General features: G+C 73.1%; 10 protein-coding genes and 1 pseudogene. 6 read left to right on the top strand and 5 right to left on the bottom strand.

Annotated elements, in window-relative coordinates; all coding sequences use genetic code 11:
- Positions 1–118 precede the first annotated feature (118 nt).
- Positions 119–1,228, top strand: a complete 1,110-nt coding sequence (locus J7F03_RS06150; protein WP_214947625.1) for an esterase family protein — start codon at positions 119–121, stop codon at positions 1,226–1,228.
- Between the two features lie 94 nt (positions 1,229–1,322).
- Here J7F03_RS06150 and J7F03_RS06145 read toward each other — a convergent pair whose 3' ends face one another.
- A complete protein-coding gene (locus J7F03_RS06145) occupies positions 1,323–2,285 on the bottom strand; it encodes an ABC transporter ATP-binding protein (RefSeq protein WP_214947624.1) in 963 nt (320 codons plus the stop codon).
- 134 nt (positions 2,286–2,419) lie between these two features.
- Between J7F03_RS06145 and J7F03_RS06140 the strand changes: the two genes are divergently transcribed.
- From J7F03_RS06140 to J7F03_RS06125, 4 genes and pseudogenes are all read left to right on the top strand, one after another.
- Entirely contained in the window at positions 2,420–3,148 is a 729-nt protein-coding gene (locus J7F03_RS06140; RefSeq protein WP_214947623.1) for an ABC transporter permease, read from the top strand.
- A complete protein-coding gene (locus J7F03_RS06135; protein ID WP_214947622.1) occupies positions 3,148–3,813 on the top strand; it encodes an ABC transporter permease in 666 nt (221 codons plus the stop codon). Before J7F03_RS06140 ends, J7F03_RS06135 begins: the two co-directional genes overlap by 1 nt.
- 45 nt (positions 3,814–3,858) lie before the next feature.
- Positions 3,859–4,850: pseudogene (locus tag J7F03_RS06130) on the top strand (ABC transporter substrate-binding protein).
- A gap of 109 nt (positions 4,851–4,959) precedes the next feature.
- Entirely contained in the window at positions 4,960–6,099 is a 1,140-nt protein-coding gene (locus J7F03_RS06125; protein WP_214947621.1) for a hypothetical protein, read from the top strand.
- A gap of 38 nt (positions 6,100–6,137) precedes the next feature.
- On the opposite strand, the gene J7F03_RS06120 is transcribed toward J7F03_RS06125, so the two are convergent.
- Complete coding sequence (locus J7F03_RS06120; RefSeq protein WP_214947620.1) at positions 6,138–6,758, bottom strand: TetR/AcrR family transcriptional regulator; 621 nt, start codon at positions 6,756–6,758, stop codon at positions 6,138–6,140.
- A gap of 127 nt (positions 6,759–6,885) precedes the next feature.
- Between J7F03_RS06120 and J7F03_RS06115 the strand changes: the two genes are divergently transcribed.
- The gene (locus J7F03_RS06115; protein ID WP_214947619.1) at positions 6,886–7,818 is read left to right on the top strand and encodes an NAD(P)-dependent oxidoreductase; all 933 of its coding nucleotides are present in this window, start codon (positions 6,886–6,888) and stop codon (positions 7,816–7,818) included.
- Here J7F03_RS06115 and J7F03_RS06110 read toward each other — a convergent pair.
- From J7F03_RS06110 to J7F03_RS06100, 3 genes are all read right to left on the bottom strand, one after another.
- Positions 7,815–9,068, bottom strand: coding sequence for a S9 family peptidase (locus tag J7F03_RS06110; protein ID WP_214947618.1), 1,254 nt, complete (start codon positions 9,066–9,068; stop codon positions 7,815–7,817). The genes J7F03_RS06115 and J7F03_RS06110 overlap by 4 nt on opposite strands.
- A gap of 130 nt (positions 9,069–9,198) precedes the next feature.
- Positions 9,199–9,414 carry a hypothetical protein gene (locus J7F03_RS06105; protein WP_214947617.1) on the bottom strand — a complete coding sequence of 72 codons (216 nt, stop codon included), beginning with the start codon at positions 9,412–9,414 and terminating at the stop codon, positions 9,199–9,201.
- Between the two features lie 131 nt (positions 9,415–9,545).
- Complete coding sequence (locus J7F03_RS06100; protein WP_308379144.1) at positions 9,546–12,983, bottom strand: BTAD domain-containing putative transcriptional regulator; 3,438 nt, start codon at positions 12,981–12,983, stop codon at positions 9,546–9,548.
- Positions 12,984–12,997: the final 14 nt, after the last annotated feature.

The raw sequence follows: 12,997 nt of genomic DNA, 5'->3' as shown, positions 1-12,997 counted from the left end.
AAGGCCGCGACAGCCTCCGGTGTGTGGTGCGTCCCCTAGGACGACATCGAGGGGGCGCGGGTTCACTCTTCCGTCGAGAAAAAAACCAGTCCTGCCATAGAAAGTCGACTCACTGCTCATGGGTCTCACCAGTAATACGGTTCTGGCGTTGGCCATCATCGCCGGTGTGCTGCTCTTCGCGGCCACGGTGTGGTTCTGGCCGAAGCTCTCGGGCCGCTCCTGGCGCTCGGTCCTCGGCCGCATCGGCCTCCTCCTGGCGGCGCAGCTGGCGCTGTTCTCGGCGGTGGGTCTCGCGGCCAACAAGTCGTTCCTCTTCTACGGCTCCTGGGCCGACCTCTTCGGCCAGGAGACGTCGATCGGCAAGGTGGTCGACCACGGGATGAGCAGCGACGACATCAAGATCGTCGACAAGCAGAAGCTCGACGTGCCCGGCGGAGCCAAGCCGCAGGTGGGCGGTCAGATCCTGAAAGTGGCCATAACCGGCCAGAAGTCGAAGATAACGAGCCCCGGGTACGTGTGGCTGCCGCCGGAGTACTTCCAGCCGCAGCACAAGGACCGGAACTTCCCGGCCTCCATCATCCTCACGGGTTACCCGGGAACGGCCGAGAACCTGATCAAAGGGCTGAACTACCCGATGACGGCCTTCAAGCAGGCCAAGGCGGGCAAGATGAAGCCGATGATCCTGGTCATGCTCCGCCCGACGATCGCGCCCCCGCGCGACACCGAGTGCGTGGACATACCCGGTGGCCCGCAGACCGAGACCTTCTTCGCCGAGGACCTCCCCCGCGCCATCCAGGACACCTTCCGGGTCGGCAGGAAGCCGGAGAACATGGGCTTCATCGGCAACTCGACCGGCGGCTACTGCGCCCTGAAGATCGCCGCGCACTACCCGCAGACCTTCGGCGCCGCCGCGGGTCTGTCCGCGTACTACGAGGCCCCGGACGACCCGACCACCGGTGACCTCTTCCACGGGGACGAGAAGCTCAAGGCGCGCGCCAACGTGCTGGAGTCCGTCAAGGCGAAGAAGCCGACCGGCACGTCCTTCCTCGTCACCAGCAGCGAGACGGGCGAGCCGAACCTCGGCGACACGAAGAAGTTCATCAAGCTGGTCAAGGGCCCGGACCGGGTCTCCTCGATCATCCTCGACAGCGGCGGCCACAACTTCAACACGTGGCGCCGCGAGATCCCGCCGATGCTGGTGTGGATGAGCGGCCGCATCCAGGCCTGAACCGGGCGAGGTCCGGGCCCGGAGCGGGAAGCGGACCGGGCCCGGACCGTGCTCGATGAAGGCGCGGACCGGGCTCGCCCGAGCCCGGTCGCGGTCAGGACTCCCGCAGCCCGGCCCGGCGCAGTGCCCCGTGCACCCCCTCCGGGGTGAGTACGCCGATCAGGGCGCCGGAGTCCGGATCCGTGACCCCGATCCGGCCCGAGTCCTCCTGCAGCAGCAGCGCGAGCGCCTCGCGCAGCGTCGCCCCCAGCGCCACTTCGGCGGTGGGGGCCTTTCCGTCCGCGGCGCTCAGGTCGCCCCGTGCGACCGGGGTGACGGCGAGCCGCTTGAGCCCCCGGTCGGCGCCGACGAAGCCGGCCACGTACTCGGTCGCCGGGGCGCCCAGTACCCGCGCCGGGCGGGCGAACTGCTCGATGGTGCCCTCGCCGTAGACCGCGATGCGGTCCCCGAGCCGGACGGCCTCCTCCAGGTCGTGCGTGACCAGCAGGATCGTCTTGCGCACCGTCTTCTGCAGCGCCAGGAACTCGTTCTGCAGCCGCTCGCGCACCACCGGGTCCACCGCGCCGAACGGCTCGTCCATCAGCAGCACCGGCGGGTCCGCGGCGAGCGCGCGGGCCACGCCGACGCGCTGGCGCTGCCCGCCGGACAGCTGCTCCGGGTAGCGGCCCCCGTAGACGGCCGGGTCCAGCCCGACCAGGTCGAGGAGTTCGGCCGCCCGCGCGCGGGCCTTGGCCTTCGGGGTGCCGATCAGCTGCGGAACGGTGGCCGTGTTCTCCAGCACCGTCTTGTGCGGGAACAGCCCGACCTGCTGGATGACGTAGCCGATGCGGCGGCGCAGTTCGACCGGGTCGGTGGCCGCGATGTCCTCGCCGTCCACCAGGATCCGGCCGGAGGTCGGCTCGATGAGCCGGTTGACCATCTTCATGGTGGTCGTCTTGCCGCAGCCGGACGGGCCCACCAGGGTGACCAGTTCGCCCTCCGCGACCTCGAAGGACAGGTCCGAGACGGCCGTCGTCCCGTCGGGGTAGCGCTTGGTCACATGCTCGAATCGGATCACATCGCCATCCTTCCTTACGCGCGCGGCCGGTTTGTGAAGGGTGTGTTGCCCGAGTGCGAAGGATTCCGGTCATTGTCGGCACTGCGGGTTAGGGTCGCTCCTACGTACGTTCGGTGACGGGGGGTGAGGAGCGCATGGCCGGGCAGAGCTGCCTGGTGGCGAACGACTGGATCTGCTGGGACTACGTCACGTCCCGGTCCCAGGAGCTCACCGACGCCACCCTCGAACACGTCTGGATCACGGGTGTGTCGGTCCTGATCGGCCTCGCCGTGTCCGTGCCGCTCGCGCTGCTGGCCCGCCGCGGCCGCCGCTGGGCGGCCCCCGTGCTCGGCGTCACCACCCTGCTCTACACGATCCCCTCGCTCGCCATGTTCTCCCTGCTGCTGCCCGTCTTCGGCCTTTCGGCGGCGCTCGTGGTGACCGGGCTCGTGCTGTATTCGCTCACCATCCTCGTCCGCAACGTGCTGGCCGGCCTGGAATCCGTCCCCGAGGAGGTACGGGAAGCCGCGCGCGGGATGGGCTACGGCCCCGGCCGGCTGCTGTGGCAGGTGGAACTGCCGCTGGCGCTCCCCGCCCTGCTGGCCGGCGTACGCATCGCCACCGTCTCGACGGTCGCGCTGACCACGGTGGGCTCCATCGTCGGCAAGGGCGGCCTCGGCAACCTCATCGCACCCGCCGTGAACAGCTCCTTCAAGGCCCAGGTGCTCACCGCCTCGGTGCTGTGCGTACTGCTCGCACTCGTCGCGGACCTGCTGCTCCTCGGCGTCCAGCGGCTGCTCACGCCCTGGACCCGGGCGACCCGTCCCGGCGGCGCCCGCGCGACCCGCTCCGCGCGCGGCGCCCGCATCGCAGAGGGGGCCTGATGGGAGTGCTGGGGCAGGCCTGGGACTGGCTGGCCGACGGGGCCAACTGGTCCGGGGAGAGCGGCGTCTGGCACCGGCTCGGCGAGCACGCGTACGTCAGTGGGATCGCCCTGGCCCTGGCCTGCGCGGTGGCCCTCCCGGTCGGACTGTGGCTCGGCCACCTCGGCAAGGGCGGCGGCCTCGCCGTCAACGTCTCCAACATCGGCCGGGCCGTCCCCGTCTTCGCGGTCCTGGCGCTGTTCATGGTCTCGCCGCTGCGCAACGCCGGATACCTGCCGACCATCGCCGCGCTCGTGCTCTTCGCCATCCCGCCGCTCCTGACCAACGCCTACGTCGGCATGCGCGAGGTCGACCGCTCGGTGGTGGAGGCAGCCCGCGGCATGGGCATGTCCGGCGGCCAGCTCTTCTGGCGGGTGGAACTCCCGCTCGCGCGCCCCCTGGTGATGACGGGTCTGCGCTCGGGCGCCGTCCAGGTCATCGCCACGGCCACCATCGCCGCGATGGTCGGCCAAGGCGGGCTCGGCCGGATCATCACGGCCGGATTCAACACGTACAACACCCCGCAAGTCGTCGCGGGGGCCGTGCTCGTCGCGGCGCTGGCGCTGCTGGTCGAGGGCGCGCTCGTGGCGGCCGACCGGCTGCTGCCGGGCGCTGCCGCCCGCTGACGACGCCCCTCGGCCGTTTCCCCCGCCCCTGAGAAGGAGATTGAGATGAGCAAGTCCACACGCGCCCTCGGCGCGGCCCTGGGTGCCGTCGCCCTGACCGCATCGCTCGCCGCGTGCGGCGGCGACAGCCTGGAGAAGACGAAGGACGGCGGCTCCTCGTCCGCCGCCTCCGGGCCGGCCGAGGGCGGCAAGGGCGGCAAGCTGGTGATCGGCGCGGCCGGCTTCACCGAGTCCAACGTGCTGGCCGAGCTGTACGCGCAGCTCCTCAAGGACGCCGGCTACTCCACCTCGATCACCACGGTCAACAACCGCGAGCTGTACGAACCCTCGCTGGAGAAGGGCGAGATCGACGTCGTCCCGGAGTACGCGGCGACCCTCGCGGAGTTCCTCAACGCCAAGGTGAGCGGCTCGAAGGAGGCCACCGACAAGCCGGTCGCGTCGAGCGACGTGGTGGCGACGGTGGCGGCCCTGGAGAAGCTGGCGGGCCCGCTGGGGCTGAAGGCGCTGCCGGCGGGCGCGGCGGTCGACCAGAACGCCTTCGCCGTGACCAAGGAATTCGCTGCGAAGAACAATCTCAAGACCCTTTCCGACCTCGGCAAGTCCGGTCTCAAGGTGAAGATCGCGGCGGCCGACGAATGCGCCGTGCGCCCCTTCTGCGCACTCGGCTTGAAGAAGACATACGGAATCGACGTTTCCGGTATCGACCCGAAGGGTGTAGGAACCCCGCAGGCCAGCAGGCGGTCAAGGACGGAGCGGACCAGCTCGTCCTGACCACCACCACGGACGCCACCCTCGACAGCTTCGGCCTGGTCCTGCTGGAAGACGACAAGAAGCTCCAGAACGCCGACAACGTCCTCCCGGTGGTCAACGCCAAGGACGCCGGCGCCCCCGAGATCGCGGCCGCCCTCGACAAGCTCACCAAGGTGCTCACCACGGCGGACCTGGTCGACCTGAACCGCAAGGTCGACTCCGAGCGTGCCAAGCCGGCGGATGTCGCGAAGGCCTATCTGGAGTCCAAAGGCCTGGTGAAGAAGTAACAGTTGGGCCTTTGGTGCGGAAAGTCGGCTAACCGCGCGGGTAACTGCTCGGGAACAGATTCCCGGGCAGCTACCCCACACCCTGTCCACGCCCTGTAAATTTCAGGCCATGCCCCGTGGACGCCACCGCAATCCCGAACCTCTTCACCGGCTGCTCACGCCGACGACCGTCGCCGGTGTGTCCGCCGCCGGGGCCGCGGCGGCCTGGCTGCTCGCGGAACCGATGGCGCTGCGCCTGCTCGTGACCCTCACCGCGGCCGCCGGCGTCACCGGCGCCGTCGTCATGCGCTCCTGGGACCGCGCGGCCGGGCGCCGGGTGGCGGAGCTCGGGCGCGAGCGGGTCAAGGACGAGTGGAAGACGGACGAGCGGATAGCCGAGCTCGAATCCGACCTCGAAGAGGCCCGGGTGCTGCGCGGCAAGCTCGACGCCAAGCTGCGCGCCAAGCGGGTCGAGCTCGCGGGCCTGCGCGGTGAACACGCCTCGCTGCTGCGGCGGTACGCGACCGCCGAGACCGAGCGGGCGAGCGCCCTGGAGCGGCGCCGGCTGCTGGCCATCGAGGCCGCCGTGACCCCGGCCATCGAGGCCGCCTCGCCCCCCAAGGAACTTCCGGCCGTCTCCGAGGAGCGCACCTCGGCCGGCGCGCCCACCCCGGTCGGCTTCGCCCGCGCCAACGCCGCGCTGGCGGCGCTGGCCCGCGAGGCGGAGGCGGAGGCGGGGGCGTCGGCCCAGGCCCCGGCCGAGGCCTCCGTCCCGGCCCCCGCCCAGGCTCAGGCGCTGGTCCCGGCTGCCGTTGCCGGTGCACCGGGCGCTGCCGTACCGGCCGCTGCCGCCGCTCCGCAGACCCACGAGGCTCCGGCCGGGCCCGCCGCTCCGGAGGCGCACGCACGGCCCGCGCCGACCGGCCCGGCGGCCGCCGTTCCCGCGCGCAGGCTCGCGGCCGCGGTGGCCCCGTACGACCCGCAGCGCCGGGCGGCCTCGCGCGCGATGGGCGGCTTCGACTTCTTCGGTACGAAGACGGCGGCGCAGGTCCGCGCGGTCATCGAGTCCGTCCAGAACGAGGACCTGGCCGACGTGGTCGGCGCGGAGGTCCTCGCGGTCCACAAGGCGGAGTCCGTCCAGGGCGGCTCGGAGCCGGAGTTCAAGCCGGCCACCGCCGAGCACCGCGCGGTGGGCCAGGTCATCGACCTGACGGCCCATGACGAGACCGAGCCGATCGACGTGGCGCAGCTGCGTACCGCGATTTCGTAGCGGCGCTCTCCCGGTCCGCGCGCGGACCCGGATCGGCCTCAGCTCGCGTACGAGGCCACCAGCCGGGCCAGGTGGCGGCCCGCCACCAGGAGCGGGGTCCGGCTCTGGGTGACCTGGGCGCTGGTCTCGGCGCCCTCCAGGGTGTTGATGACGGTCGAGGCCAGATCGCGGGCCTGCGGCTCGGGGTGGCCCGAGGCCAGGAGCTTGTCCGCCACGATCTCCTGCCAGTGGGCGAAGGCCTGGGCGCAGGCCGTCTGGAGCTCCGGGATGCGGCCGACCGTCTCCAGGGCCGTGGTCGTCACCGGGCAGCCGTCGCGCCAGTCCGAGGCGGCGAGGGCGTCGGCGAGCAGCACCGCGACGGCCTCGACGGCCCGCGCCGGGTCGGGGTGCGTGGAGAGCCCGGCGCGGATCAGCTCCGTGAACTCCTCGTCGCCGTAGGCGATCGCGGCCACCGCGAGCTCCTGCTTGCCGCCCGGGAAGAAGTGGTAGAGCGAGCCCAGGGTGGCTCCGGCCTCGCGGACGAGCTGTTTGACCGGGGTGTTCTCGTAACCGCCGCGCTGCATCAGACGGGAGGCGGTGCGGACCAGCCGGTCGCGGGTCCCCAGTGCCGTCTTCGGCGTCGCCGTCTCGTCCGTCGCTCCTGCTGCTGATGCTGCCATAGGGGGCGATCCTACCTCCGCTTCTGGATAGAGCGCTCGTTCTAGTCCCGTGCTACGGTCGCACCGAGTGCTGGATAGAGCGTTCGTTCTAGAAGCAGAGGCGCATCGACACGGGGAGAGCTCCGCCATGAACCAGAGCCAGAGCCAGAGCCACCAGCAGGACCCGGCACAGCGCGACACCGTCACGGTCGTGGGGCTGGGCCCCATGGGGCGGGCCATGGCCGGCGCCTACCTGGACGCCGGATACGAGGTCACCGTCTGGAACCGCAGCCCCGGCAAGGACGCCGGACTTCTGGCGCGCGGCGCCCGCCCCGCCGCGTCCGCCGCCGAGGCCGTCGCGGCGAGCGCGCTCACCGTCCTCAGCCTCATCGACGTGGACGCCATGTACGAGGCCCTCGCGGACGCCGACCTCACCGGCCGGGTGCTGGCCAACCTGTCCTCGGACGTCCCCGACAAGGCGCGGGCCGCCGCGCGGTGGGCCGAGCGGCGCGGAGCCTCGTACCTCACGGGAGGGGTCAACGTCCCGCCGACCGGGATCGGCCAGGAGGGGTCGTCCGTCTTCGTCAGCGGACCGCGCGAGGTGTACGACGGCCACCGCGCCGCGCTCGACGTGCTCGCCGCCACCGACTACCGGGGCGCCGACCCCGGTTACGCGCAGCTCTACTACCAGCTCAACATGATCATGTTCTGGACCGCGTACACCGGCTGGTACCAGGCCCTCGCGGTCGCCCGCGCCAACGGCCTGACGGCGGCCGACGTCCTGCCGTACGCCGCGTACACGGCCGACACGATGCGCGGGTTCTACGAGGGCTCCGCCCCGCTCGTCGACGCGGGCGCGCACGAAGGCACGTACGAGCGCCTCGCGATGTGCGCGGCGAGCGTCGAGCACGTCCTGCACACAGCCGCCGACTCCGGTGTGGACACCGGGATCCTGGCCGCGCACGCCGAGCTCTACCGGCGCGGTGTCGGGGCGGGCTTCGGGGCCGACAGCAGCTCGCGGCTGATCGGGCTGCTGGAGGGCACGGCCCAGGTGTCGCGGATGGCCCAGGCCAGGGCCTAGCGGAGCGAGTCGAACCAGCGGACGGCCTGGGGTGCCGAGCGGATCGCCGAGGCGAAGTGGTCGGTGTCCGGGCCCTGGTCGACGACCTTCGCCCGGACCCCGTGGCGGGCCAGGTCCGCCGCGCAGGCACGGGAGTTGGCGATGGGCACGTCGGTGTCGGCCGAGCCCGCGTAGAGGCGGACGGGGGCGGCGGGCTTCCAGTCGCAGGCGCCGTCGTTGACCTCCAGGGCCGTACGCAGGGCCCCGTGCGGGGCGCGGATGTTCTCGGCCCACTCCGCGGTGAGCAGCTCCTGCGGCGACGCGGGCAGCGCGGCCACGATGTCCTGCTCCCGGTGGTTCCCGTCGAACAGGCCTTCCACAGCCTGTGCATAGGGCGCGCGGAACACCTCGGACGGGTCCTCGTAGAGCGGGTGCAGCCGGTTCTGCGCGGTGAGGAAGTAGGAGAGGTAGAACACCGCGGTACGGGGTTCGACCCGGCCGTCGGATATGCCGGGCAGCTCGGATCCGGACAGGTCGTACGGGCCGGCGATCGGGGCCAGTGCGCGCAGCCGGAAGCCGTCCCGGCCGCGGGAGAGTTCGCGGCCCAGCGCCATCGCCACCTGGCCGCCCTGCGAGAAGCCGGTGGCGTACACGTCCCGGGTCACGGAGCGGCCCAGCCGGGCGGCCGCGGTGCGGGAGGCCTTCAGCATGTCGACGGAGGCGGTGACCGAGGACCGGGTGTCCATGTACGGGTGGCGGCCGGGCCCGCCGCCCAGGCCCAGGTAGTCCGGGGCGGCGACGGCGCGGCCGGCGGAAGCGTGCAGGTACGGGGTGAGCCGGTTGTATCCGGCGCCCCCGGACGGGGCGTCGTCGCGGGGGGCGACCGTGCCGTGGGTGTCGGAGACCAGGTCGAGGCGGCGCGGGCCGTCCTGGGGGAGGACCAGCAGGCCGGTGGCCGTCGTGGGACGGCCCTGGGGGTCGACGGTGGCGTAGGTGAGGCGGTAGGCGGCGATGCCGTAGCGGACGGTGGAGGCGTCGATGCCGACGGCGGAGAGCTGGGCGGCGACGTCGGCGCGGCCGAGGCGGTCCAGGGGAGTGGCGGAGAGGAGGTTTCCGCGGGTGGCGCCGCTCTGCGTGGCGCCGGCCTTCGAGGGGGCGGCCAGGGCGGCGGGGGCGGCGACGCCGCCGAGGACGGCGGCGAGGGCCACGGCCGCGGCGGAGCGCCGGAGCCACTGACGGGTGCTGCTGCTCTGCTTCTGCTGGGGCGTCATGATCCGAAGCTACGACGCCGCCCGCGGCCCCAACATCCGGCGGCCCCAACCCCGTTACGGGTGCTGTCCCCCCGCCCCGCCGGCGTGCGGCACCCTGATGTCCCGACCGGGCCGGTCGGTGTTCCGCCCCCTAGAACAGGGGGAGCTGGCCCGGGTGAGGGGCCAGGGTGAAGCCGTCCAGTGTCGGGGCGCGGGCGCCGAGGACCACCCGGGCACGGGAGCCGGGGCAGGAGACGAGATCGCCGCGGCCCCGGCTCGCGGGCGGGTCGTGGCGGGCGATCCGGCCGGCGGTGACGGCGCAGTCGCGGCCGCAGGAGGGGCAGGCCCGGCGGGGTGAGTGGGACATGCCCCAAGTCTGCCCTGTTCCAAGCACATCGCCCTGGCTCGGCCCGGCCCGGCTCGGTCCGGCTCGGTCTGATCCGATCCGGCCCGCCCCGCGTTCGCCGTGCGCGGCCGGGGCGGCCCGGTCGGCGGTGGTCAGGAGGGGGCGAGGTCCGCGTAGTCGCTCAGGGGGACGCCCACGTCACCGAAGAACCGCAGCGCCATACGCCCCGTGGGTCCGGCCGCCGGGTCGCCGGACGTGTGCAGGGAGCGGGCCAGTGCCGCGAGGGTTTTGGCCTCGCCCAGGCGGTGTCCCGTGCGGCGGTGGATGGGCAGGGCTTCGTGGCCGAAGGCGAGGGCTGCCGCGTGGGAGGTCTCGGAGGCCGCCCACTCGCACAGGGCCGTCAGGGCCTGGCCCTCCACGACGTGGAAGGAGTGCGTGCGCGCCAGGGTCAGAGCCCGCTCGGCATTGCGGCGGGCCTCCTCGCCGCGGCCCAGGAGCCGGTGTGTGGTGGACAGGCCCAGGAGGATGTCCGCCTCCGTACGGCTGTGGCGCACCTCGCCGGCGAGGGCCAGCGCCCGCGTTTCGGCCCGCAGCGCCGCGTCGAGGCGTCCCAGCTTGCGGTGGGCGGCGGCGACCGTGCCGAGGATGCCGGCCTGGATCCAGCGCCGTCCCACCTCCTCGACCATGGCGAGGGCGCGCTCCGCCTGTTCCAGAGCCTCGTGGTGGTGGCCGAGCTCGATGTTGATCTTCGCTACGGCGTCGAGCATCATCGCGCGGCCATTGCGGTACCCGCGTCGGCCGTCGGCCGCCGCCAGCGGACCGAGGAGTTCCAGGCCCTCGGCCAGCCGGCCGAGTTCCCAGTACACCCCGCCCAGATTCTGCAGCGCCAGGCTGTCGTCCTGCCAGCCGATCTGCCCGTTCCTCGTGATGGCCAGTTCGAGGTGGCCGGCCGCCTCGTGGAGCCGGCCCAGGTCCCGGCAGGTCACCCCGAGGCCCACCAGCGCGAGGGCCTCCAGGTGGAGGTTCCCGGCCCCCCGGACGATCCGCAGCCCGGTACCGAGGTGCTCGTGCGCGTCGTCGAGGCGCGCCATGCTCATTTCCACGAGTCCCGTACCGCCGAGCGCGGCCGCCTCGCCCGTCGCCCAGCCGAGCTCGCGGCTGATCTCCCGTACGCGGGCATGGTGCCCCAGGGCCCGCCCCGCGTGCCCCCGGTCCCAATGGATCACTCCGAGGCTGCTGTGCATGGCGGCCTGGCCGTACAGGTCGCCCTCGGCCACCGCGGCCTCCAGCGCCGGCTCCACCGCGGCCTGCCACATCGCCCGCGGCAGGTGGAGCCAGAAGTAGCCGAACAGTGCGGCGGTCAGGTGCCAGGCGGCGGGACGGGGGCCGTGCCGGCCGGCGTGCCGGATGACGGCGAGGAGGTTGGTCCGCTCCGCCTCCAGCCATTGCGCGGCTCCCGCCGGAGAGGGCAGGCCGTGCTGATCGCCCGAACCGAAGGGGTGGACCGGCTCGGGGAAGAACCAGGTTCCCGAAGCGCTGCGGGCGGCGTCCACGTACCAGACCAGGAGCCGTTCCAGCGCGGCGTCACGCTCCGCCGCGGTCTCCTCCACCCGCGCGCGTTCCTGCGCGTACTCGCTGAGGAGGTCGTGGAAGCGGTATCGGCCCGCCGCCTCGGGTTCGATCAGATGGGCGGCGCTCAGGACGCTGAGCAGGCGCCTCGCCCGGAGCGGAGGCGAACCCAGGAGGGCCGCCGCGATCTCGGCGGTGAACCGTGACCCGGGGAAGAGGCCCAGCAGGCGGAACAGCCGGCGCGCGTCAGGGGGCAGCACCCGGTACGAGGCGGAGAAGGCCGCCCGCAGGGGCGAGCCGCCGTCGCCGTCCGGTTCGAGCGCCTCCAGCCGGCTGCCCTCGGACAACTCACCGACCAGATCGGACAGTCGCAGACCCGGATCGCCCGCCAGCCGGGCAGCCGCCACGCGCAGCGCCAGCGGGAGGCTGCCGCACAGCCGGATCAGCTCGGCGGCCGCGACCGGCTCGGCGGACAGCCGGGCCGCGCCGAGGGCCTCGCGCAGCAGCGCGCGGGCCTCGGCGGGCAGGAGGAGGTCCAGCGGCAGGGAGTGCGCCCCGTCGCGGACGACGAGATCACCGAGCCGGTTACGGCTGGTGACGATGACACAGCAGGTGGGGCTGCCCGGAAGCAGCGGCCGGACCTGCTCCGCCGAAGCCGCGTTGTCCAGTACGACGAGCAGCCGCCGGCCGGCCAGCAGGGTCCGGTACACGCGGGCCTGGGCCTCCTCGTTCGAGGGGATCTCCGAGGCCGCGAGCCCCAGGCTCCGGAGCAGGAGCTCCAGGGCCTCGCCGGGCCGGAGCGGCTCCCGGTCCTGATCGAACCCGTGCAGGTTGACGAAAACCTGGCCGTCGGGGAATCGATCGCGCACCTGGTGCGCCCAGTGGACGGCCAGAGCGGTCTTGCCGATGCCCGCGGCGCCGCCGATCGCGGAGATGACCACCGTGTTCGCGGGGCGGGGGCGGCTCGACTCGAGGTCCCGGACCGTGCGGTCGTCCCGGCCGTCGTCCCGGCCGTCGCCCCGGCCGGAGCCCTGCCCGGGCGCCTCTGCCTGCCCGTGCCCCTGCCCCTGCCCTTGCGTCCGTTCGGGCGGAAGCAGGGAGTGCAGGTGCGCGAGTTGGTCGGCTCGCCCCGCGAAACCGGCGGTGTCGTGGGGGAGTTCGGCCGGCGCCGGAAGGGACACCGCCGCCGGCGTCGCCGGCGATACCCGGGTCGGCGCGGCCGGCACCTCGGGGTCGTTGCGCAGGACGAGCCGGTAGAGCGCCCGCAGCTCCGGCCCCGGGTCGACCCCCAGTTCCTCGGCGAGCCGTTTGCGCAGGCCCTCGTAGTACTGGAGGGCTTCGGCCGAGAGCCCGCACCGGTACAGCGCCGTCAGCAGCTGGCGGGCCATCCGCTCGTCGAGCGGATGGCCCGCCGCCACCTCCCGCAGCCGCGGGAGGACCTCCTGATGGCGCGCTCTGCGCAACTGCACCTCGTGGTACCGCAGCAGCGCCTCGACGCGCTCGCTCTCCAGCCTGGCCCGCGTCCCCTCCGCCCACACACCCGTCAGGCCGGCCAGCGGCTCACCGCACCACAGCTCCAGGGCCCGCTCCCAGTGCCCGGCGGCCCGCTCGTCGCCCTGCCCGTCGCCCTGCCCGTCGCCTTGCTCGTCGCCTTGCCCGTCGTTGCCGGCCTCCGCCGCACGGGCCCGGCCGACGAGGGCCCGGAACCGGTACAGGTCCACCCGCTCGACCGGGACCCGGAGCACGTAGCCGCCCGGACCACGGTCCAGCCGCACACCGTCCGAAGCCGCGTCGGACCGCCGCAGCGCGGCCCGCAGCCTGGCGACGTAGCCGTAGAGGACGTTCCGTACGGCGGCGGGCGGATGCTCACCCCAGACGCGGTCGATGAGGGTCTCGATCGGCACCACGCGGTTGGGCTCCATGAGGAGCACCGCCCATACGCACCGCTGGCGGGGCCGGCCGAGGTCCACGTCCTGGCCGGCTAACCAGGCGCGTACCGGTCCCATCAACCGGATGTCCACGGGTCTGTCCCTCC

It is taken from the genome of Streptomyces sp. ISL-43, from assembly GCF_018614195.1.
GTDB lineage: Bacteria > Actinomycetota > Actinomycetes > Streptomycetales > Streptomycetaceae > Streptomyces.
Note: the sequence above shows the minus strand (reverse complement) of the source record. Positions and strands in the feature narration are given on the sequence as shown.